General features: G+C 71.4%; 17 protein-coding genes. 6 read left to right on the forward strand and 11 right to left on the reverse strand.

What is annotated here, in order from left to right; genetic code table 11:
• Nucleotides 1-5 precede the first annotated feature (5 nt).
• The 9 genes from KY469_13860 to KY469_13900 form a co-directional block, all read right to left on the reverse strand.
• Nucleotides 6-2,672, reverse strand: coding sequence for a tetratricopeptide repeat protein (locus KY469_13860; GenBank protein MBW3664180.1), 2,667 nt, complete (start codon nucleotides 2,670-2,672; stop codon nucleotides 6-8).
• 172 nt (nucleotides 2,673-2,844) lie between these two features.
• Nucleotides 2,845-3,450: a hypothetical protein gene (locus tag KY469_13865; GenBank protein MBW3664181.1), complete on the reverse strand. Its 606-nt coding sequence runs from the start codon at nucleotides 3,448-3,450 to the stop codon at nucleotides 2,845-2,847.
• A gap of 80 nt (nucleotides 3,451-3,530) precedes the next feature.
• Nucleotides 3,531-4,475 carry an acyl-CoA/acyl-ACP dehydrogenase gene (locus KY469_13870; protein ID MBW3664182.1) on the reverse strand — a complete coding sequence of 315 codons (945 nt, stop codon included), beginning with the start codon at nucleotides 4,473-4,475 and terminating at the stop codon, nucleotides 3,531-3,533.
• Entirely contained in the window at nucleotides 4,475-5,644 is a 1,170-nt protein-coding gene (locus KY469_13875) for an acyl-CoA dehydrogenase family protein (protein ID MBW3664183.1), read from the reverse strand. Before KY469_13875 ends, KY469_13870 begins: the two co-directional genes overlap by 1 nt.
• Nucleotides 5,645-5,675: 31 nt before the next feature.
• A complete protein-coding gene (hrpB, locus tag KY469_13880) occupies nucleotides 5,676-8,231 on the reverse strand; it encodes an ATP-dependent helicase HrpB (GenBank protein MBW3664184.1) in 2,556 nt (851 codons plus the stop codon).
• A 2-nt stretch (nucleotides 8,232-8,233) separates the two neighbouring features.
• Complete coding sequence (locus KY469_13885) at nucleotides 8,234-8,638, reverse strand: ester cyclase (protein ID MBW3664185.1); 405 nt, start codon at nucleotides 8,636-8,638, stop codon at nucleotides 8,234-8,236.
• Between the two features lie 22 nt (nucleotides 8,639-8,660).
• Nucleotides 8,661-9,485, reverse strand: a complete 825-nt coding sequence (locus KY469_13890) for a hypothetical protein (protein MBW3664186.1) — start codon at nucleotides 9,483-9,485, stop codon at nucleotides 8,661-8,663.
• 69 nt (nucleotides 9,486-9,554) lie between these two features.
• The gene (locus KY469_13895) at nucleotides 9,555-11,150 is read right to left on the reverse strand and encodes a FadD3 family acyl-CoA ligase (GenBank protein ID MBW3664187.1); all 1,596 of its coding nucleotides are present in this window, start codon (nucleotides 11,148-11,150) and stop codon (nucleotides 9,555-9,557) included.
• Between the two features lie 157 nt (nucleotides 11,151-11,307).
• Complete coding sequence (locus KY469_13900) at nucleotides 11,308-12,204, reverse strand: endonuclease domain-containing protein (protein MBW3664188.1); 897 nt, start codon at nucleotides 12,202-12,204, stop codon at nucleotides 11,308-11,310.
• 493 nt (nucleotides 12,205-12,697) lie between these two features.
• Here KY469_13900 and KY469_13905 point away from each other — a divergent pair, with 493 nt between their 5' ends.
• From KY469_13905 to KY469_13925, 5 genes are all read left to right on the forward strand, one after another.
• Entirely contained in the window at nucleotides 12,698-14,344 is a 1,647-nt protein-coding gene (locus KY469_13905) for a PQQ-like beta-propeller repeat protein (GenBank protein MBW3664189.1), read from the forward strand.
• A gap of 47 nt (nucleotides 14,345-14,391) precedes the next feature.
• Nucleotides 14,392-15,585 (forward strand): lipid-transfer protein, encoded by a 1,194-nt coding sequence (locus KY469_13910; GenBank protein MBW3664190.1) that lies wholly within the window; start codon nucleotides 14,392-14,394, stop codon nucleotides 15,583-15,585.
• Nucleotides 15,586-15,629: 44 nt separating this feature from the next.
• Nucleotides 15,630-16,049 (forward strand): OB-fold domain-containing protein, encoded by a 420-nt coding sequence (locus tag KY469_13915; GenBank protein ID MBW3664191.1) that lies wholly within the window; start codon nucleotides 15,630-15,632, stop codon nucleotides 16,047-16,049.
• On the forward strand, nucleotides 16,046-16,837 hold the full coding sequence (locus KY469_13920) for an ASCH domain-containing protein (protein ID MBW3664192.1): 792 nt from the start codon (nucleotides 16,046-16,048) through the stop codon (nucleotides 16,835-16,837). The genes KY469_13915 and KY469_13920 overlap by 4 nt, the downstream gene beginning before the upstream one ends.
• A 76-nt stretch (nucleotides 16,838-16,913) precedes the next feature.
• Complete coding sequence (locus KY469_13925; GenBank protein ID MBW3664193.1) at nucleotides 16,914-18,518, forward strand: von Willebrand factor type A domain-containing protein; 1,605 nt, start codon at nucleotides 16,914-16,916, stop codon at nucleotides 18,516-18,518.
• A 73-nt stretch (nucleotides 18,519-18,591) separates the two neighbouring features.
• Here KY469_13925 and KY469_13930 read toward each other — a convergent pair whose 3' ends face one another.
• Together KY469_13930 and KY469_13935 are read right to left on the reverse strand one after the other, a co-directional pair.
• Complete coding sequence (locus KY469_13930) at nucleotides 18,592-19,434, reverse strand: LLM class F420-dependent oxidoreductase (protein MBW3664194.1); 843 nt, start codon at nucleotides 19,432-19,434, stop codon at nucleotides 18,592-18,594.
• A gap of 37 nt (nucleotides 19,435-19,471) precedes the next feature.
• Complete coding sequence (locus KY469_13935) at nucleotides 19,472-20,230, reverse strand: SDR family oxidoreductase (protein MBW3664195.1); 759 nt, start codon at nucleotides 20,228-20,230, stop codon at nucleotides 19,472-19,474.
• Between the two features lie 65 nt (nucleotides 20,231-20,295).
• On the opposite strand from KY469_13935, the gene KY469_13940 reads away from it, so the two are divergent.
• On the forward strand, nucleotides 20,296-21,334 hold a 1,039-nt coding region (locus tag KY469_13940), incomplete at its 3' end, for an enoyl-CoA hydratase family protein (GenBank protein ID MBW3664196.1).

Genomic DNA, 21,334 nt, shown 5'->3' on the forward strand with positions numbered 1-21,334 from the left:
GAAAGCTAGCCGTTCGGCGTACCAGCCTCGGTGGCTTGTCGCCCACCGTCCGGTTCCGCGACGCGCTCGAGGGCGTAGCTGACCGCCGCCTCGAGGTTCATCCGACGGCCCTGCTCGCGCAGCTCGGCGGCCCGATCGGGCGGCACCGACTCGTCCGACCGACGAGGGCGCGCGAACTCGTCGTACTGCGCCGCCACGAGCCCAGAGCCACTCTCCTCGGCGATGCGCTCGCCGGCTCCCCACAGTCGCAGCGAGCGCTCGTCGTCACCCTCGGCCTCGGCGACCAACGCGAAGTCGGCGAGCACGAGGTCGATCCCAGAGACATCGCCCGCCGCCACGAGTCGCTGGAGCGCCTCAGCGAAGAAGGGGACGGCCTCGTCGTAGCGGCCCAGCCCGTACGCGGCGATCCCCCGCATGTGCAGCGCCCAGGTGAGGTCGTAGGCCTGCCCGGTCGTCCGGAACACGTCGAGGCACTGCTCGGTGTGATGCTGGATGGCTGAGTAGTCGTGGAGCCAGTAGTTGGCCACCCCCAGCCCCCAGTGGGCGCGCGCGACGCCGACCTCGTCGCCTAGCGTCTCGTAGACGGCGAGCGCCTCGTTGAAGTGCTCTACCGCGCGCTCGGGGTCCCGCCAGTAACCGAACCCGAGGTTGTACAGCCCGCGGGCGACATCGTGGACATCGCCCGCCTCGCGGTAGCGGTCGAGTGCGCGCTGGTAGTGCTCGCGAGCGACCGGGAGGTCGCCACGCCAGTACGCGATGCCGCCGGCGGTCTCGTGCGCCGTCCCGAGCTCGCGCGGGTGGGCGTCGACACCCGGCATCGCGAGCACGCGATCGGCGACGGCCGCCCCCTCGTTGAGGTGTCCGGCCATCTGCCACAGTCGGAATCCCGCCCCGACCAGCCGCAAGGCGCAGCGGACATCCGCGCGGGCCACGGCCCGGTCGATCCCGGCGCGGAGGTTGTCGATGTCCCGCACCAGCGCGTGCAGCACGTCAACCGCCGCCTCACCCGTCAACCCCGGCGCCGACGATTCGAGCAGGTCGAGGAAGACGTCTCCGTGACGCCGCCGGACAGCGTCGCACTCATCGCGCTCCGACAGGCGCTCGTCGGCGTACTCGCGGATGGTCTCGAGCATGAAGAAGCGGTCGTCGCCGTGACGCTTGACCAGGCTGTGATCGACGAGATCCGATAACGCCTCGAACAGATCGCCGGGGAGGTCGTCCGCGCACACGGCCTCGATGTGGGCGAGCGACGCGCCGCCCATGAACACCGACATGCGCGCGAACAGCGCCTGGCTCGCCGGCTCGAGCAGGTCCCAGCTCCACGCGATCGCGCCGCGCAAGGTGCGTTGTCGATCGGGGAGGTCCCGCGCTCCGCCACCCAGCAGATCGAGGGCGTGATCCAACCGTTCCGCGATCGCGGTGGGCGGCAGGAGCTTGACGCGGGCGGCGGCGAGCTCGATCGCCAGCGGCAGTCCGTCGAGTCGCCGCGTGATCGCGACGATGGCCGGGGCGTTCTCCGGGGTCAGCTGCAGACCGGGCTGCATCGCGCTCGCGCGGGCGAGGAACAGCGCGACCGCCTCGTTCATGGCGAGCGAGTCGAGGTCGAGCTCGGCATCGGCAGGCACCGGGAGAGGCGGGACCGGGTACTCGTGTTCGCCGTAGATGCGCAGCGGCGCGCGAGAACTGACGAGCACCGAGACAGCCGGGGCGTCGCCGACGAGCTTGGCGATGTCCGGTCCGGCGGCGAGCACCTGCTCGAAGTTGTCGAGGACCAGGAGCGCCCGCTTATCGGCGAGGTGGTCTACCACGACATCGAGGATGGGGCGGTTGGCGGATTCGCTGAGGCCGAGCGTCGTCGCGATCGTCGGCACGACGAGGTCCGGATCGACGATCGGTGCGAGGGCGACGAAGAAGACGCCGTCGCTGAAGCGGTCGGCGACCTCCGCGGCGGTCCGGATGGACAGGCGTGTCTTGCCGGTGCCGCCGGGTCCCGTCAAGGTGACGACGCGCGCGGTCGCGAGCAGATCCGCGACGTCGCGTACCTCGCGGTCGCGCCCGATGAAGCCGGTCAGCTCGGTCGGCAGGTTGTTCGCGAGATGATCGAGCGAACGCAGCGCTGGGAAGTCCTCGCGGAGCCCGGAGCAGACGACCTGGTAGAGGTGCTGCGGGGCGTCGAGATCTTTGAGGCGGTGCGCCCCGAGGTCACGCAGCTCGATATCGGCGCGCTCACCGCTGAGGAGCTGGCGCGACGCTTCCGAGACGAGGATCTGCCCACCCCAGCCCACGGCGGCGATACGGGCCGCGCGGTGGATGTCCAGACCGACGAGCTCGTCATCGACCCGCGATGCTTCGCCGGTGTGCAGGCCCATCCGGACCTTGAGAGGCTCGTCCATCAGCCACGGTTCGGCGGCGAACTGGCGCTGTGCCTCGACGGCGGCGGAGACCGCACCCTGGGCGGTCGGGAAGAGCGCGAAGAACGCGTCGCCCTCGGTGCGCTCGACCACCCCATCGTGGGCACCGATCGCCTCCCGCAGGATCTCGTGGTGCGTCCGCAGGACCTCGCTGTAGGCCGCACCGAGTTCCGTGAGGAGGCGCGTCGAGCCCTCGATGTCGGTGAACAGGAACGTGAACGTGGCAGCACCTGCCTCCGTCCCGACCCGCCGATCCGTCACCGACACCGCCACCCCACCCGACCTGTCGTCGACGGGAGGAGTGGTCCCCTGGGACCGGGATGAAGCTCTCCCGCCAACGCGCGACGCGAGCCTACTCCGGGGCGGTCGGTCGAGGAACGGCGAAGGGGTCGCCGTAGCGACCCCTCCCCCGGTGACTGGTGCGGGCTCACCGTCAGGTGACGGTTACCTCTGCGGCCATCCCCTGCGTGACGTGTGGCGGCCCCGTTTCGGGGTACTCGGGCCCACCATCCTCGGGGGCACCTGCCTCGAGGAAGGCCTGCACTGCGGCCATGACCTCGTCCGGCGGGGCGCCGGTGGGGATGAAGCACGCGAACAGGTAGCGCCCGGGTTCCGTCAGCGTCAGCGGCGGGGCGGGGAGCGCCGTGGAGCTCGCGCCGGGTGGGGCGAGCGCGACGCCGGTGAAGGTGGCGAGCGTCTCCTGCTCCTCGGGCGGAAGCTGGAGCAACTCCTCCAGGGGGCGGGTCTCGTCGTCGTCGATCCGCAGCGCGATGATCTCGTGGACCTCGTCCTCCGAGTCGTTCTGGAGCACGATCGTGGTCCCCGCGGCCACCTCGGCCGGGGCGTCCGGGTAGGCGTAGTTGACCGCGGTCACGGTCGTGACCTCACCGGCTGCATCGGCGTCGGTGGCGGCCCCGGTTGGCTCGGCGGTCGTTGCATCCGTCGGGTCATCCGTGGTGTCGTCATCGCCACCACAAGCGGTCAACGCGAGCGCACCGGTGAGCGCGATCGCGGCAGCGCGAGTTCTCGTGGATCTCATGTGCCCCCCTAAGGAGGTAGTAGGTGGAGGGAGCCTGACCGCGATGTGGGCTCGAGCTAAGCGTTCTCGGTGACCCGCGGTCAGCGAGCGGCGAGCCTACTCGCATGAGACTCGGCGCGCTCGAAGCGTGCGGCCAGAACGGCAGCGCGCTTGAGGAACAGATGCTCGTGCGCCTCCCAGGTGAAGCCCATGCCGCCGTGGACCTGGATGTTGGACTTGGCGTTGGCGAGCGCGGCGTCGTCGGCGCAGATCTTCGCGGTCGCGACGGCGCGGTCGACGTCGCCGCTGGCTGGGTCGTCGAGATGGACGGCGGCGGCGTACACGGCGGCGCGCGCTACCTCGGCGCGCACGAGCATGTCCGCGCACAGGTGCTTGACCGCCTGGAACGAGCCGATGGGACGGCCGAACTGCTCGCGTTGCTTGGCGAAGGCGACCGCGCGGTCGGTTGTCTCGAGAGCGATGCCGAGCTGGAGTGCCGCGGTCAGTACCGCCCCCTCGAGGTGGAAGCGCCCCGCCGCCCAGGTCTCGCCGACCAGCTCCCCCTCCGGCAGGGGGTCCAGGGCGGCGACCGGCGTGAGCGGGTCCAGTGGGCGTGCCACCGGCTGCAGGTCGAGGCTGCGCGGATCGACGTGACCGATGCGCTTCGGGGCGAGCACGAGCAGATCGTCGAGATCACCGGGATGCTCGACGATGTGGGGGTGCGTCGCCCCCTCGACGAGTCCGACGACGCGGTCGCCGATCGCCGCCCCATCGACGGCCGCGGCGGCGAGACCGGTCGCGACGAGCGGTCCGGGAACGAGCGCCCGACCGAGCTCCTCGTACACCACGGTGGCGTGGGTCATGCCGAGGCCCAGACCACCCTCGGACTCCGCGATGCGCAGGGCGAAGACACCGGCGTCGGCGAGCTGCTTCCAGTCGGTGCGGTCGAAGCCGGCCCGGACGCGGTCGAACGGGAAGCGCCCACGGATGAGCTCGCGGATACCCGCTTGCAGTGCACGCTCCTCGTCGTCGAGGTCGAGGTGCATCAGCGTTCCTTCGGCAGGCCGAGGATCCGCTCGCCGAGGATGTTGCGCTGGATCTGCGACGTGCCGGCGGCGATCGAAGTGGACAGTGCGTGGAACCACGACCGCACGTGGCGGCCCCCCGCGATGCCGTCGATGTCGTCGAGGCTCAGCCCTGCGCTGCCCAGCATCGCCATCGCGAGGTCGCCCATGCGGTGGGTGGCCTCGGAGTAGTGCAGTTTGAACACCGACCCGAGCAAGCCCGGGACGCCCGAGCCGCTGGACGCCTGGGAGACGTTGCGCTTGGTGAGAGCCCAGAGAGCTCCGAAGTCCGCGACGAGGTGCCCGAGCTGAGCCGCGTGAGCCTCGAGCTTCCCGAGCTCGTCGGCCAGCTCGATGAGGTGCTCGAGGTGCTGACGTGACCGCAGCAGCTCCGACACGAACGCGGTACCGCGCTCGAAGCTGAAGGTGACCATCGCGACGCGCCAGCCGTCGTTCTCCTCCCCCACACGGTTGACGGCGGGTACCCGGACCTCGTCGAGGAACACCTCGCAGAACTCCGAGCTACCGACCAGGGTGTCGAGCGGCCGCACCTCGATGCCGGGGCTGTCCATCGGCAGGATGAGCCACGAGATGCCCGCGTGCCTCGGGGCATCCCGATCGGTACGCACCAGCAGCTCGGCGAAGTCCGCGACGTGCGCGAAGGAGGTCCAGATCTTGCGCCCCGTGACGACGTAGTGGTCACCGTCACGGACCGCGCGGGTCTGAAGGCTCGCGAGGTCACTGCCGGCATCGGGTTCGCTGAACCCCTGGCACCACACCTCCTCCCCGCGGAGGATCGGCGGGAGGTAGCGCTGCTTCTGCTCGTCGGTGGCTTCGGCGATGAGGGTGGGGCCGGCGTGCAGGAGTCCCACGAAGTTCATGCCCACGTACGGGGCGCCGACCCGTTCGGTCTCCTCAAGGAAGATCAGGTGCTCGGTCGGCGAGGCACCCCGGCCTCCGTACTCGGCGGGCCAGTTGATGCCGGCGTAGCCCGCGTCGTGCAGCTGGCGCTGCCAACCGGTGTCGTAGACGCGGCGGGCCTCCCAGTCCTGCGGATCGGGCTCAGGAGGCAGGTCGGGCACCACGTCAGCGAGCCAGGAACGGAGCCCGTCGCGGAACGCGAGCTCGTCGTCGCTGTAGCGCAGGTGCATGCGTGGGATCGTAGCCAGACCTGACTGGGCGTCAGGTCCCCCGGCGCTTGGTCCGGCGGGTGGGCGTCGCGGTCAGCGGATCCTCGGGCCAGGGGTGCTTGGGGTAGCGCCCTCGGAGCTCCTTGCGGATCTCGGGGTAGCTGCGCTCCCAGAAGCCGGCGAGGTCGTCGGTGACCTGCACGGGGCGCTGCGCGGGCGAGAGCAGGTGCAGCAGCACCGGCACCCGGCCGCCCGCGATCCGAGGCGTAGCGGTCGAACTGAACAGCTCCTGCAGCTTGACCGCGAGGACGGGGCGCTCTGCGGAGTAGTCGAGCCGGACGTGTGACCCCGACGGGACCTGGAGGTGGGTGGGTGCGAGGCGGTCGATGGCGGGGAGGTCGCCGGGCGGGACCTGGGCTCGCAGCGCGTCGAGCAGGGGGACGCGGTCGAGGTGGGCGACACGACGTGCGCGGGTGAGGAACGGGGCGAGCCACGACTCGAGGGTGGCCAGCAGCGCCTCGTCGGACAGGTCGGGCCAGTCCTCAGCCAGCTCACGACGCAGGAACCCGACGCGGTGTCGGAACTCCTGCGCCTCGCGGGTCCAGGGCAGCACTCCCGAACCCCGGTCGCGGATCGCGTCGAGCAGCGCCGCGGTGGTGTCCCCTTCGGGCGGACGGTCCAGCCGCGTGCGTGTGAGGACCGCCGCCCCGAGCCGCTCCTGCCGCTCGGCCACGACGTCCCCGACCTCGCTGTCCCACGCCACCACCTCGAGCGTCCGGATGCGGTCCCCGTGGACGCGACGGAGATCGGCCAGGTCGACCCCGGCGGCCAGGTAGATGCGGGCGTCCGAGCCCCCCGCGTCAGCGTCCGCGACGACCAGCAGGTCCTCCCCCGCGAGGACATCGTCCTCGGCCACGGTCGCGCCCCGACCGTTGGCGAGGACGAACGCCCCGCGGCGTCCACGGTTGCGTGCGATGCGGTCGGGGTAGGCCAGCGACAGCAGCGCCCCGACGTGGGTGGGATCGTCGGGGCGGTCGGGCGAGGCGCCGACCGCCCGGCGGAGTCGCTCGGCTTCGCGCCGGACCGCCCGCAGCGTGCCCCGTCGTGGGGTCGTGCGGGGCGGGGCGGGGCGGCCGCGGAGCGCGTCCACGCGAGCCCCGATGTCGACGTGGGAGGCGAACCGCTCGACGTTCAGGGGATCACGGTCGCCGAGGATCGCGGCGAGGTCGGCGGCGAGCGCGCCCCGACCGAGTTCGTTCCCGCGGACGAGCAGGTGACCCAGGCGTGGGTGAGCCGGGAGCTCGGCGACAGCGCGGCCGTGATCGGTCAGGCGGCCGTCCTCGAGACAGCCGAGGTCCTCGAGGAGCGTGACCGCCTGAGCGTGCGCCGGGGCAGGAGGGGCATCGAGGAGTCGGAGCTGGCTGAGGCTGGCTGGATCGGTCGGATCGGCGCCCCAGCGCGCCACCTCCAGGACGAACCCAGCCAGGTCGATCTGGGTGATGGCGGGGCGGCGGAACGGGTCGAGGCCTGCGGTCTCGCGCTCGGGCCAGAGCCGGTAGCAGGTGCCGGGGGCGGTGCGTCCCGCGCGGCCGCGCCGCTGGTCGGCGCTGGCGCGGCTGACGCGGACGGTCTCGAGTCGGCTCATTCCAGTGCGCGGATCGAGGCGGGGCTCGCGGGCGAGACCGCTGTCCACGACGACGCGGACGCCCTCGATGGTCAGGCTCGTCTCGGCGATGTCGGTGGCGAGGACGATCTTGCGCATGCTCCGCGGGGCGGGATCCAGAGCGCGGTCCTGCTCCCGGGGTGGCAGTGCCCCGTAGAGCGGGGCGATGAGGATGTCCCGTGCTACGGGGCGCGCGGTCGTCTCGGTGAGGTCTCGGGCGACCCTGCGGATCTCCCGCGCCCCGGGGAGGAAGACGAGCACGTCACCCTCGGTCTCGCCGAGTGCACGCTCGATCGCCGCGACGACGGTCTCAAGTAGCCCGGAGGGCGGTAGACCAACCGAGCTGCCCTGCGCGATCCGGCGCGGGTCAGTGCGCGTGAGGTGGTGGGTCTCGACCGGGAACAGGCGACCCTCGCTGACCACGCGCGGGGCGTCGTCGAGCAGGCGTGCCACGCGCTCGCCCTCGAGGGTGGCGGACATCACCACGATGCGGAGGTCGGGGCGCAGCGCCTCATGCGTCTCCACGGTGAACGCGAGCGCGAGGTCGGCCTCGAGGGAACGTTCGTGGAACTCGTCGACGATGACAGCCGCGATCCCGGCCAGCGACGGGTCGCGCTGGATGCGTCGGAGCAGCACTCCCTCGGTCACGACCTCGATGCGGGTTGCCTTCGATGTCACCCGCTCGTCGCGGGTCACGTAGCCGACGGTGGCGCCGAGGCCTTCGTCGAGCAACTGGGCCATGCGACGCGCGGCGGCGCGGGCGGCGAGCCGGCGAGGTTCGGTGACCACGATCCGTCCGTCGCCGCGCCACGGGGCGTCGAGCAGCGCCAGCGGCACCAGCGTCGTCTTCCCCGCCCCGGGCGGCGCCTCGAGGACGGCGACGCCCCGCCCGTCGAGCGCTTCGCGTAGCTGCGGCAGCGCCGCGCGGACCGGCAGGTCCGCCACCGCTACGACCTCGGGAACGCGCCGAGCTGGGTCAGCAGCGACACGGCATCGACCAAGCCCCAGCGCTCGACGACGCTGTCATCCGCGACGCGGAAGATCGCCATGACCGTCCAGTTCGCTTGGGCCCCGGTCGGGGGGATGCCGAGGAAAGTGCCCTCGTGGGTGCCCGTGTTCGTGAGTCGAACGGCGACCTTGTCGCCCGCGGCGACGGCGTCCTCCACGGTGACGGCGAAGTCGGGGAAGCCCGCCAGTGTCATCTCACGGAGCCGCATGAGGCCCTCGCGGTTCCCCGGGACGCCCGGGGCGGGGTTGTGGTCGACGTAGTCCTCAGCGATCGACGTGAAGTCGCCGTGGGCCCAGACCTGCTCGAACGCCTCGCGCACGAGCCGCTCGTTGTCGTCACTCATGCACGTCCCTCTTCGTCTCGGATCACAGTTGGTGAGCGTAGGTGTCGGTGCCCGGCACAGTCGGGATGAACGGGCCCTGCCACACGACGCGGCCGAGGCGCGACTCCTCCACAGTGGCGGGGTGGTCGGCGAAGGACTCCATCCACACGCCGGCGGGGTCGGCTTCCAGGAAGTGCAGGTGCAGCCACCGCCCCGCGACGTCGGCATCCTTGTCGACGTCCTTCGCGTCGACCAGCAGCGGGATGGCGGAGAAGCTCAGCGTCATCGCGATGGCCGAATCGCGCTGCAGCGCCGGCAGGCACTCCTCGCGGTACCAGCGGTCCACCTCGGCGCGACCACCCGATGCCTCACCGATGACGACCACCAGCCCGGTGAAGCGGTGGTCGAGAGCCAGAGCGGCTGGCACCGGATCGGGGTCGCGGTAGAGGGCCCAGTCGTGCTCGTACAGCAGGGTGTGGACGTGGTCGCGGTGGGGGAACATCCGGTCGTTGTCGTGCAGCCACTTGAACTGGCGGTAAGCCCACTGGTTCCACTCCTGGTGGTGGCCCTTCTCGACCCAGTAGAGCGACAGATAGCTGCCGGCCTTCGGGTCGTCCGAGACCGGCGAGTGCGGGGCGACGTGCCGTAGAGACTTGTACGGGGCGGGCGCGACCCAGCGCGCCCCGGCGAAGTTGTGCGCCCCGACCATGCATCCCGCGTAGAAGTGGTCGCGCTCGTACCAGCGGTTGTAGGCGACCTCCCAACCGGGGTGCGGCTCTACCAGTGTGAACAGGATGGACCCGAGCTCGACCGGACCGAGGCCGAGCCGATCGAGGTACTCCTCGGGTGTGGCGGGGAAGTCGGCCATGGGCGGGCTCTCCTCGGTTCGTGGTGCGCGGGGATCGGGGCGGCGCCAGGCGAGGCGCGGGTCGGGGCGTCAGCTGGCGAAGACGCGATCGCGCAGCTCGGTCTTCAGCACCTTGCCGCTGGCGTTGGTCGGCAGGGCGTCGACCACCTCGACGCGCCGGGGCACCTTGAAGTTGGCCATGCGGTCGCGGCTCCAGGCGATGACCTCGTCGGGATCGACGCTCGCGTCGTTCGCCGGGACGACGAACGCACAACCCACCTCGCCGAGACGCTCGTCGGGGACCCCGACCACCGCCGCCTGGGCGATCGCAGGGTGGTCCAGGAGCGCCTGCTCGATCTCGGCGGGGTAGGCGTTGAAACCTCCGACGATGAACATGTCCTTGAGCCGGTCGGTGATCTTCAGGTACCCCCGCTCGTCCATCACCCCGATGTCACCGGTGTGCAGCCAACCGTCGCGGATGGTCTCGGCGGTCCGCTGGGGGTCCTCGAAGTAGCCCTGCATGACGTTGTAGCCGCGGACGACCACCTCGCCCGGTTCACCGGCGGACACCGCGTTGCCGTCCTGGTCCACCACTCGGACCTCGGTGTCAGGGATGGCGGTGCCGCAGGTGTTCGCGATGGTCTCGGCATCGTCGCCCTCGCGGCACATGCTCACGACGCCGGTCGCCTCGGTCAGTCCGTAGGCGGTCAGCACCACGTCGAAGCCGAGGTCGTCGGACATCTGGCGGATGAGCTGCACCGGCACCACCGCTGCCCCGGTGACCGCGAGGCGCAGGCTCGACAGGTCGTGCTTCTCGCGGTCGGGATGGTTGAGGATCATCTGGTACAGCGTCGGCGGGCCAGGCAGCATCGTCACCCTCTCGACCTCGATGCGGGTCATGACGGTCGCCGGGTCGAACACGGCGTGCGGGATGGTCGTCGCGCCCCGCATGATCGCTGACACGAAGCCGGCCTTGTAGCCGAAGGTGTGGAAGAACGGGTTCACCACGAGGTAGCGGTCGCCGGGGCGCAAGCCCACCAGGCGGGACCACACCTCGAAGACGGTCAGGGTCTGCTGGTGGCTCGTCACGACGCCCTTCGGACGGCCCGTCGTCCCCGACGTGAAGATGATGTCGCTGGTGTCTTCGGGGCGGACCTCGTCCGCGCGCCGGAGGACGTCGTCGAGCGGCACGTCCTTGCCCCCCGCGAGGAAGGCGCTCCAGACCTGGGTGCCGTCCGTCGCGTCGCCGTCCGTGGCCGCGCCCCGCAGGATGACCACGCGCTCGAAGCGGTCGAGGTCGACGTCCGCGTCCCGCAGGAGCTGCACGTAGTCGGTGTCGAGGAACCCTGAGACCGTGAGCAGGAAGCGCGCCCCGCTGGTGTCGAGGATGTAGCCGGCCTCGTGACCCTTGTAGCGGGTGTTGAGTGGCACGAGCACGCCTCCCGCGGTGAGCGCACCGAGCGCCGCGACCATCCACTCGTGGCAGTTCGGTGCCCAGATCGCGACGCGGTCACCCCGCTCGAGCCCGGTGGCGAGGAAGGCCTTCGCGGCGACGACGACCTGCTCGTGCAGCTGGCGGAACGACCAGCGGATCGTGTCGTCGACGACCGCCTCCGCCTCGCCGTGACGCTCGGCCGCATCCCGGACCAGCGCCCCGATGGTCGTCAGCTCCAGCTCGGTGGCCACGGTCCCTCCGCCCCGTTCGGGTTCTGACGGGGCGTCAGGTTAGTGCCACCTCCGAGTGGGAGCAGTCCTGTGCAGCTACGCACAGGTTGGCTCCCACTCAGCGAGGCAGAGCCCAGTGGGAGCAGTCCTGTGCAGCTACGCACAGGTTGGCTCCCACTCAGCGGGCAAGAGCAGCCCGGACCTCGGCGAGGAAGCCCTCCCAGTCGTTCTCGAACCGGTCCCAGTCGATACGCAGGACCGTCCAGCCGCTCAGCTGGTACGCGTTGGTCTTGCGGTTGTCGAGCTCGAGCTGTGAGCGCTCCGAGTGTGAGCCGTAACCATCGCACTCGATCGCCAAGCGCCGGGCAGCGAAGGTGATGTCCGGGTGCAAGACCCGCCCCGCCACCGGGACCTCGACCGGGACCGTGTCCGGCGCCAGCCCCGCGTCGATGAGCCCACGGAAGACCGCATCGGTGAGGATCGAGTCGGCGTTCTCCGGAGCGAGCTCGGCGCAGAGTCTGATGAGGCGGTTCCGACCCGGGACGCGCAACACCTGCATCGCCCGCTGAGCCACGTCGGAGAGCTCGACCTTCCGACGCTGGCGGGCGTCGATGAGCAAGGCACGGAGCCGACGCTTCGGCAGCCGCCCCGCGAGGTCGAGGAACGCCCGCTGGACGGTCGTCACCCGTACGCCGTCGACCTCCTCGACGTCGAACGCTTCGAGGACCCGGCTGCGGATCACGCGCACGCCGGGCAGCTTCCTCCCTCTCCGGCCCCAGGGCACGATGATGGTCACGAACGGTGGCGGCTTGTCGATCACGCCCCACCACCACAACGCGGTCTCCCCGGCCAGGGCAGCGTCGCCACCAACGGCGAGCAGTGCCGCCCGGGTGCGGGTTCGTGCATCATCGGGGACGCCGGGCGAGCGGATGACGCCGGGGAACGGGCGCGCCCAGCCCTCCTTCGCGACTCGTCGGTTGAGCGTGCTGCGGTCGAGGCCGCACGAGTCAGCCTGTCGGCAAGCGGCGACGCCGCCCTGCTCGTCGAGGAGCTCGATGAAATCCTTCCAACCCATGGCCGCAGCATGACCCTCGGCACCGCCCCGCGGTCAACGGCGTGCTCGCAGCCTGTGGACGACCGCAGCGGGAGCAGATCGAGGCACCTACGCACAGAACCGCTCCCACCGACCGACCCAACCCTCCAGCGGGAGCGGATCCGCGCACCAACGCACAGAACCGCTCCCACTGACCGACCCAACCCTCCAGCGGGAGCGGATCCGCGCACCAACGCACAGAACTGCTCCCACTCGTTGGGGGCCGTCCCCCCTGCCGCTGACACCGCCGCCGCGCACGTTGAGGGGAGCAGCCATCCCGGCGCCTGGCGCAGACGACTGCTTCCGCGACTCAGGCGGATGTTTGCCAACGGCAGCATCTCGCCTCGGAACGAGCAGGAGGCGGACGGTCCGTCCCGAGCACGGCAGCCAAGACGCACAGCGGACCGGGACGCGCAGGAGTCCGCGCCTCCGGCGGAGAAGGCCTCTCACTGCATCGGCGGTGCGGGAGGCAGGGATGCGCATGCGTGTGGTCGTCCTCATCGGGCTCTGTGCGACGGCGCTCCTGGCGTCGGCCCATCCGCCGGTAGCGTCAGAGCCGCCCTGCATGCCCGTCGTCGCTGAGCTGGACGAGGGGCTGCCGGCAGCCCGAGTCGTAGTCGGCTGCGTTGGTGGCACGACCACGCCCGGCGCGGCACCGGCTGCCGTGCCCGGCTGCGTGGCGCTCACGGTGGACGATCGCTGCGAGGCGTGGACCTCGGAACGCTTCGACGGCCCCGGCGCGGGCGAGGACCGTGTCGGACCGGGGCTCTTCGCCGAGGATACGACGACGGTGAGCCCGGACGGGGCGACGGCGTACGTCGCGGTCACCAGCGATGCCGCCACCGGCACCGGCGTGGACTTCGACGCACTCGTCCTGGCCCACGACACCGGCGACGGCACGCTGCGCTGGGTCGGGCGCTACGCCGGCGACACCCTCCACGCGTACGCACGCGGGATGGAGGTCAGCGCGGACGGCCAGCGCCTGTACGCGCTGAGCACGCTGAACGACGGGTCGGGCAGCACCGGCGGGGCGGTCACGGCGTTCGACACCTCCGACGGGGCGCTGCTGTGGAGCCACAGGTTGGACTTCCGGCCGGAGGAGATCGAGCGTGTTGATGGCCCCACCGGCGACCGTCTGCTGATCAGCCTGCACCGCAAGGTCGACGAACAACGCAGCGCCATGGGTCTGTCGGCGCTGGACGTCTCCTCCACCGGTGCCGCCCCGGCGTGGGAGCGACCGTGGCGGCCGTCCGCACCCTGGGGCACGACGGGGGGTCGGCTCGCCTCCAGCATCGACGGGACCCGGGTGTTCCTCGGTGGCGGTGAGAACGGTGACGACGGACTGCGGCGCAACTTCGGCACGGTCGCCTACGACACCGCTACGGGCGAGCAGCTGTGGGAGGCGCTCGAGCCGATGAGCGACCCCGACGGGTTCTTCAACAGCAACGGGGTGAGCGGGCTGGCTGTCGCTCCCGATGGCGGCAGCGTGTTCGCGGTCGGTTTCGATCCGGTCTCGAGCGGCTCGTTCACGACGGCGTCGACCTCGGCGATCGTGGTGTTCGCCTACGACGCGGCCACGGGTGAGCGGCGCTGGGAAACCTCGTACCTCGGCGACGACGGCGAGGGGTTCTACTTCAACCTGTTCGAGAACACCATCGACGTGTCGCCGGACAGCGCCTCGGTCGCGGTGGTCACCGAGGGCGGCCAGGAGCGACCCACGTACGCCGGCTCCACGACGGTGGTCTACGACGCGGCCTCAGGGGCGGTGCGCTGGGCCGTCCCCGACGGCGACCCACGGCCGCTCATCAGCAGCGGGTACGTCGGCTACTACCCCCAGATGACCTTCAGCGGCGACGGATCGAGCGTCGTGATCACCGAGCGGCGCGGCCAGCACAGCGCGATGAACAGCGTCACGACCGCGTTCGCGACCGAGGACGGTTCGCGGCAGTGGGCTGCGCGCTACACCGTCGGCAGCACCTACCCGCGCGGTATCGAGGCCGTCGGCGATGATCGCGTGATCATCCCGACGGTCTCGCGGACGGTGCAGACCGGCTTCCCGGTGCCCAACCCCAACATCGACACGGTCGACGTGCTCACGCTGTCCTACGTGGTCGCCAGCTAGCCGGCGGTGCCGAGCGAGGCCGCTCCACGGACCGGCGCTCGGCGCGGATCGGGTCCGGTCCCGGAGTCGCCCACTACCTTGCAGCGCGTGGAGGTAGCGCGGCGGTGAAGGATCGGGCGGCGATCGTGGGGATCGGGGCGACGGCGTTCGCCAAGCACCTCGAACCGTCCGAGGAGGAGCTCGCCGTCACCGCCATCGAGGTGGCGCTCGACGATGCCGGCATCGCCCCGCACGAGGTCGACGCGCTCTCCAGCTTCACCCTCGAGACCCACAACGAGGTGCAGATCGCCAAGAACCTCGGCTTCGGCGACATCACCTTCTTCAGCCAGGTCGGCTACGGGGGCGGGGCGGGATGCGCGACGGTCGGCCACCTCGCGATGGCTGTCGCGACGGGTCAGGCGAAGGTCGGCGTGGCGTGGCGGTCTCGGAAGCGCGGCTCGGGGCCGCGGCCCTGGACCAACCCGTCCAGCTTGCGGACACCCGCACAGTGGACGCGGCCGTGGGGCCTGCTGCGCCCCGTCGACGAGGTCGCGATGCTGACGCGCCGCTACATCCACGAGTACGGAGCTAGCCGCGAGCACCTCGCGAACGTCGCCATCGCCGCCCGCGAGCACGCGAACCGCAACCCCGCCGCCGTGATGCACGACCGCGCCATGACCCGTGACGACTACTTCGCCGCACGCATGATCAGCGAGCCGCTGTGCCTGTTCGACAACTGCCTCGAGACCGACGGGGCGCTGGCGGTGGTGGTCACCGCGGCCGATCGCGCGAAGGACCTGCCCCATCCTCCCGTCCACGTCCACGGCTTCGGTCAGGGACTGCCACCGCAGCACCACACGATGACCAACTTCTGGAACGACGACCCGCTGAAGGGACCGAGCTGGGCCGCAGCCAAGGCGCTGTGGCGCGACGCCGACTTCGGTCCCGACGACATCGACGTCGCCCAGCTCTACGACGCGTTCACGCCGCTCATCATCCTGTCGCTCGAGGGCTACGGCTTCTGCGGTCGCGGCGAGGGGGCCGCCTTCACCGAGGACGGGGCGCTCGGACGCGGCGGTCGCCTCCCCACGAACACGTCCGGCGGCGGACTGTCGGAGGCGTACGTCCACGGCATGAACCTCATCACCGAAGGCGTTCGCCAACTCCGGGGCACGTCGACCTCACAGGTCGAAGGCGCCGAGACCTGCATCGTCACCTCCGGCGAGGGTGTTCCCACGAGCGCCCTGCTGCTGCGGAGGTGACGCCCGTGCCGGAGGCGCCGACGGACACGCCCGGAGGGCCCCAGCTGCTCGTGCCCGAGGTCGACGACGAGTCGGCCGGTTTCTGGGAGGCGACCGCCCGCGACGTGCTCGCCATCCAGGCGTGCGAGGCGTGCGGGGCGCTGCGACACCCGCCCCGCCCGATGTGCCCCCACTGCAACTCGACCGACCGCGGGTGGCGGGAGGTGTCGGGGCGTGGAACTGTCTGGAGCTACGTCGTGGCGCACCCGCCGCTGCTGCCGACCTACGCCGCGCTCGCCCCGTACAACGTGATCGTCGTCGCGCTCGTCGAGGACCCGACCATCCGTCTCGTCGGCAACCTCGTCGTCGAGGAGGGCGGGGCGCCCGACGAGATCGATCCAGCCGGCATCGTCATCGGCGAGTCCGTCGAGGCCGTGTTCGAACGGCGGGGCGAGCTGCACCTGCCGCAGTGGGTCCGGGCGTGAACCCCGACGACGAGGCGATCGCCGCGTACACCGCCGAGTTCCGCGATGCGACCGGGTACGAGGACGTGCTCGACGCCTTCGCGTTCGGCGACTCACCCGAGATGGCCGAGAAGCTCGCACGGCTCGTCGTCGACGGTGACAAGCGGGCGACCGCCGGTTGGCTCGCCGACGAGGACGCTCACGACCTGCCGGCACCGGGCCGTCACTGGATCGTGCTCGACGGCGACGGCCGTCCCGCCTGCGTCATCCGCACCGACGAGGTGGAGGTGGCACCGTTCGGGGCGGCCGATCCCGCGTTCGCGTGGGACGAAGGTGAGGGTGACCGCACGCTCGAGGACTGGCGCGACGCCCACCTGCGGTTCTTCACGCGGCGAGCCGAGACCGTCGGCATCCCGTTCGACGACGACCAGCCCGTGCTGTTCGAGCGCTTCAGCCTCGTCCGCCCCGAACCACCGCCCCGACCCGCGCTAGTCGACCGTGACGACGTCACCGTGCGGCCCCTCCGCCCCGACGAGCGCCCGTGGCTGCGGACGCTCCTCGGCGACGGCGTCGCTGACGACGACGTGGTCGAAGCATCCGGAGGCTTCCCCGCCGACGCCTGCCCAGCCCTGCTCGCACGCGATCGCGGACGCACCGCTGGCGTCCTGGTGTTCCGTCCGTCACCGACGTCGACCACCGTCGTGACGGCCGCGTTCCTCACCGACGCGCCCCGCGTCGAACACGCCCTGCACGATGCGCTGGGCATCCTGCGTGACCGCCACCGCTGGGGCGCTATCACCTCCGGCTGATCGTCCGACCGTGACGAAGGCGGGAACCCTGACCCGCCCCGCGGCGTCCCACGGGCTACACGCCTAGGGAGCCACGATGCGACGCCGCCGACTGATCGCCCTGACCGCCCTCCCGCTGACGATCGCGACCGCATGTGGAGGTGACGACGTGGCGAGCGACCAGGTCAGCGCCGTGACCGACCCGGCCGGCGATGACGGCGCGCAACGCGCAGTGCTCGAGGAGAGGGTCGTCGAGTCCTACGACGCAGCGGTGAGTTCCGGTGCTGCCACGGGCGGAACGGTCGCCCCGACCGGCCCACTGCCGCCGATCGAACCGCTGCCCCCGGAACCCGACACCGACCCGCCGCGCACGACCAACACCGAAGACCCCGGCGTCGCCCCGTTCGTCACAGCCGCCGACGATCCGCTGTCGACGTTCGCGACCGACGTCGACACCGCCTCGTACACCCAGACGCGGTCGTGGATCAGCACCGGACAGCGCCCGCCGACATCGCTTGTCCGCCCCGAGGAGTTCGTCAACTACTTCCGCTACGACTACCCCGCCCCGGCCGACGGCGACACGTGGGCGATCCACGTCGACGGCGCGCCGGCCCCGTGGAACCCGGCCCACCCCCTGATCCGAGTCGGGTTGAACACCGCCGAGATCGCTCGCGAGGATCGGCCGCCCGCGACCCTCACGTTCGTCGTCGACACCTCCGGGTCGATGGAGGGAGCCCCGCTGCAGACGGTCAAGGACACACTGACCCTGCTCGTCGACCAGCTCCGCCCCGATGACCGCATCGGCATCGTCACCTACGGCGACATCGCCAACCTCGTGACCCGTCCCGTGCCCCTGTCCGAGGCCGACACGATCAGCCCCGCTATCGCCGGCCTGACGACGAACGGCTCGACCTACGCCGAAGCGGGTCTGCAGCTGGGCTACGAGGTCGCACGTGAGGCCATGGCGCCCGGCCTCAACGCCGTCGTTCTGGCGTCGGACGGCGTTGCCAACGTCGGGGCGACTGGCCCCGACGCCATCCTCGACACGGTCCGCGACGGCGTCGACGCTGGCCTGACCCTCCTCACGCTCGGCGTGGGCCAGGGCGAGTACAACGACTTCCTGATGGAGCAGCTCGCCAACGATGGCAACGGGACCGCGTTCTACATCGACAGCCGCGAGGAAGCCGAGCGCCTCTTCGTCGATCGCCTCGAGTCGACCCTGGTGCACGTCGCACGTGACGCCAAGGTCCAGGTCGAGTTCGATCCCGCAGCCGTCCGCGAGTACCGCCTCATCGGCTACGACAACCGTGCCGTCGCCGACGACGACTTCCGCAACGACGAGGTCGACGCCGGCGAGGTGGGTGCCGGGCACCAGGTGACCGCGATGTACGAGCTCGTACTGGCCGAGGGCGCTTCCGCGGAAGCGGCGGTCGCCACCGTCCGCCTGCGTTGGGAGGACGCCCGCACCCGCGAGGTGTCCGAGATCGAGCGGACCGCGACCGTCACCGACATCGCGACCCTCGGCCCCGGCTACGCCACCGCCGCGACCGCGGTCACGCTGGCCGAGGTGCTGCGCGGCTCGTCGCACCTCGGGGCGTTCGAGCTGCAGGCGATGCTCGATGCGCTGCCCGAGGGCGTGGACGCCGGCCTGGTGCGCCTCGCCGCCGACGCCAACGACGCCGTCCCACCCCCCGGCAGCTGACGCGACGACATCGGTGTAGGTACATCGCCACCCACGAGGTGGCGAAGTACCTACATGGGTCCGGCCAACGCGGTCAGCGCAGGGCCCCCACCACCTCGGCGGCGGCGGCGAGGGCGGGCATGATCTCGTCGCGGACGCCGGACGGCAGGTTGGTGACGACCTCGGTGCAGCCGATGTCGCGGAAGTGGTCGAACTTGGCGACGTCGGGGGTCGAGCCGAAGGGGACCACGTCGAAGCTCGACGGGTCGCGCCCCGCCTCCTCCAGCGCGCCGCGCACACGGGGCAACGCGTCGGTCAGGCCGCGCCCACCGATCGGGATCCAGCCGTCGGCGTGCTCGACCAGCAGCCGCACCGACCGCTCGCCCGCCCCGACACCGAACAGCACGGGCGGATGGGGCGACTGCACCGGCTTGGGCCACTGCCAGCTCGGCTCGAGCGAGATGCGCTCGCCGTCGAACGACGCCTCGTCCTGCGTCCACAGGGCCCGCATCAGCGCCAGCCGCTCGAGCACGACGGCGCGCCGGTCCTCGTACGCCACCCCGTGGTGAGCCAGCTCCTCGCGGTTCCAGCCGAAGCCGACGCCGAACACGAACCGACCGTCCGACAGCAGATCGACCGACGCGACCTCCTTGGCGGTAACGATGGGATCGCGCTCGGCGACGAGACACACCCCGGTCCCGACCCGCAACCTCGAGGTGGCAGCCGCGGCCGCGGTCAGTGCGACGAACGGGTCGAGCAGGCGCTGGTACGACTCGGGCAGCGGCTCACCCATCGGGGCGGGGGTCGCGCGGGCGGTCGGGATGTGGGTGTGCTCGGGGAGGTAGAGGCTGTCGAAGCCGTGCGCCTCCACCTCGCGCGCGAGCTCGTCGGGCCGCATCGAGCGGTCGGTGAGCATAAGCGTCACGCCGTACCTCATCGGGCACCTCTCGATCGGAGCGGATACCGCGCCTGCATCACTCGCCCCGTGCCGCCGCGAGGAACGGAGGCGGCTCACCACCACCGTGCACCTCGAGGTTCGCGCCGGTGACGTAGGCGGCCATCGGCGACGCGAGGTAGAGGCACGCATCGGCGACGTCTCGGGGTCTGCCCATCCGTCCCAGCGGCACCGTGGCTGCCACCCGCGCCACGCCATCCTCGCCGCCGTAGTGCTCCACAGCCTGCTCGGTCGCGACGTAGCCGGCGCTGACCGCGTTCACCCGCACCTTCGGCGCCCACTCCATCGCCAGCGAGCGCGTCAGGTTGAGCAGCCCGGCCTTCGCCGCCCCGTACGCCGCCGTCCCCGGCGACGGCCGCAGCCCCGACAGCGACGCGATGTTGACGATGCAGCCGCCATCGTCCTGTCCCTGCATGACCGCGTTCGCGCGCTGCGCCACGTACAGGGCCGCGGTGAGGTTCAGGTCGATGATCGCCGCGAGGAAACGAGGCGAGACGTCGGCGACGGCGCCGTGAGGAGAGCCGCCCGCGTTGTTCACGACGACGTCGAGCCGCCCGTGGTCCTCGACGACCGTCCCGACGAGTGCCCCGACCGCATCCGGCTCGCGTACGTCCGCGGCGATGAACCTCCCCACGATGTCGGCATCCGGCTCCGACCGGCCGCACACGACGAGCGTCGCCCCCGCCTGCGCGAACCGCGTCGCGATGCCGTGCCCGATGCCGCGCGTCCCGCCGGTGACGAGCACGATGCGACCGGCGAGGTCGAGCGGATCGTCCACGGGTCTCCCGGCCAGATGGATGGGCTAGCTTGCCATCTGACGCCGTGTCAGGGAACTCGCCCACGATGCCGATCACGCTCCAGTTGCACGACGACGGGTTCGCCGAGGTGACGATCGACCTTCCGCCGGTCAACGCCCTGCCCGTCGCCGCGTGGTTCGAGCTCGCCGAGACGGTCACGCGCGCGGGCCAGCAGGCCGACAGCGCGGTCGTCCTGCGGGCCGAGGGCAAGGGCTTCTGCGCGGGCGTCGACATCAAGGAGCTCGCAGCCGACGAGGGCCACCTCGCCCTCGTCGGGGTCAACCGCGGTTGCTACGCCGCCTTCAAGGCGGTCTACGAGTGCGAGGTCCCGGTCATCGCGGCGGTCCAGGGCTTCTGCCTCGGTGGCGGCATCGGTCTGGTCGGCAACGCCGACATCATCGTCGCCTCCGACGACGCCACCTTCGGTCTGCCCGAGGTGGACCGCGGGGCGCTCGGGGCGGCGACCCACCTGAGCCGGCTCGTTCCCGAGCACCGCATGCGCGCCATGCTCTACCTCGCCGAGAACGCGACCGCCGAGGAGCTGCACCGCTTCGGGTCCGTCCGTGCGGTCGTGGCGCGGGACGAGCTCCGCGACGTGGCGCTCGAGGTGGCGGGCCAGCTCGCGGCCAAGTCACCCACGATCCTGCGCCGCGCCAAGGAGGCCCTCAACGGCATCGACCCGGTCGACGTCAACCGCAGCTACCGCTTCGAGCAGGGCCTGACCTACGAGCTGACGTTGCGGGGCGTCGCCGACGAGGCGCGCACCGCGTTCGTCGAGAAGCGCGACGCGGACTTCGACGCGACCGGGGGCGCGGACCGGCGCGCAGCGCCGGGAGCAAACGCCGGACCCGACTCGCCGTCAGGCGAGTCGAGCGATGCCACCGGGGGCGCGGACCGGCGCGCAGCGCCGGGAGCAAACGCCGGACCCGACTCGCCGTCAGGCGAGTCGAGCGATGCCACCGGGGGCGCGGACCGGCGCGCAGCGCCGGGAGCAAACGCCGGACCCGACTCGCCGTCAGGCGAGTCGAGCGATGCCACCGGGGGCGCGGACCGGCGCGCAGCGCCGGGAGCAAACGCCGGACCCG

The organism is Actinomycetota bacterium (assembly GCA_019347575.1).
In the GTDB taxonomy this organism is placed as follows: Bacteria; Actinomycetota; Nitriliruptoria; order Nitriliruptorales; family Nitriliruptoraceae; genus JAHWKY01.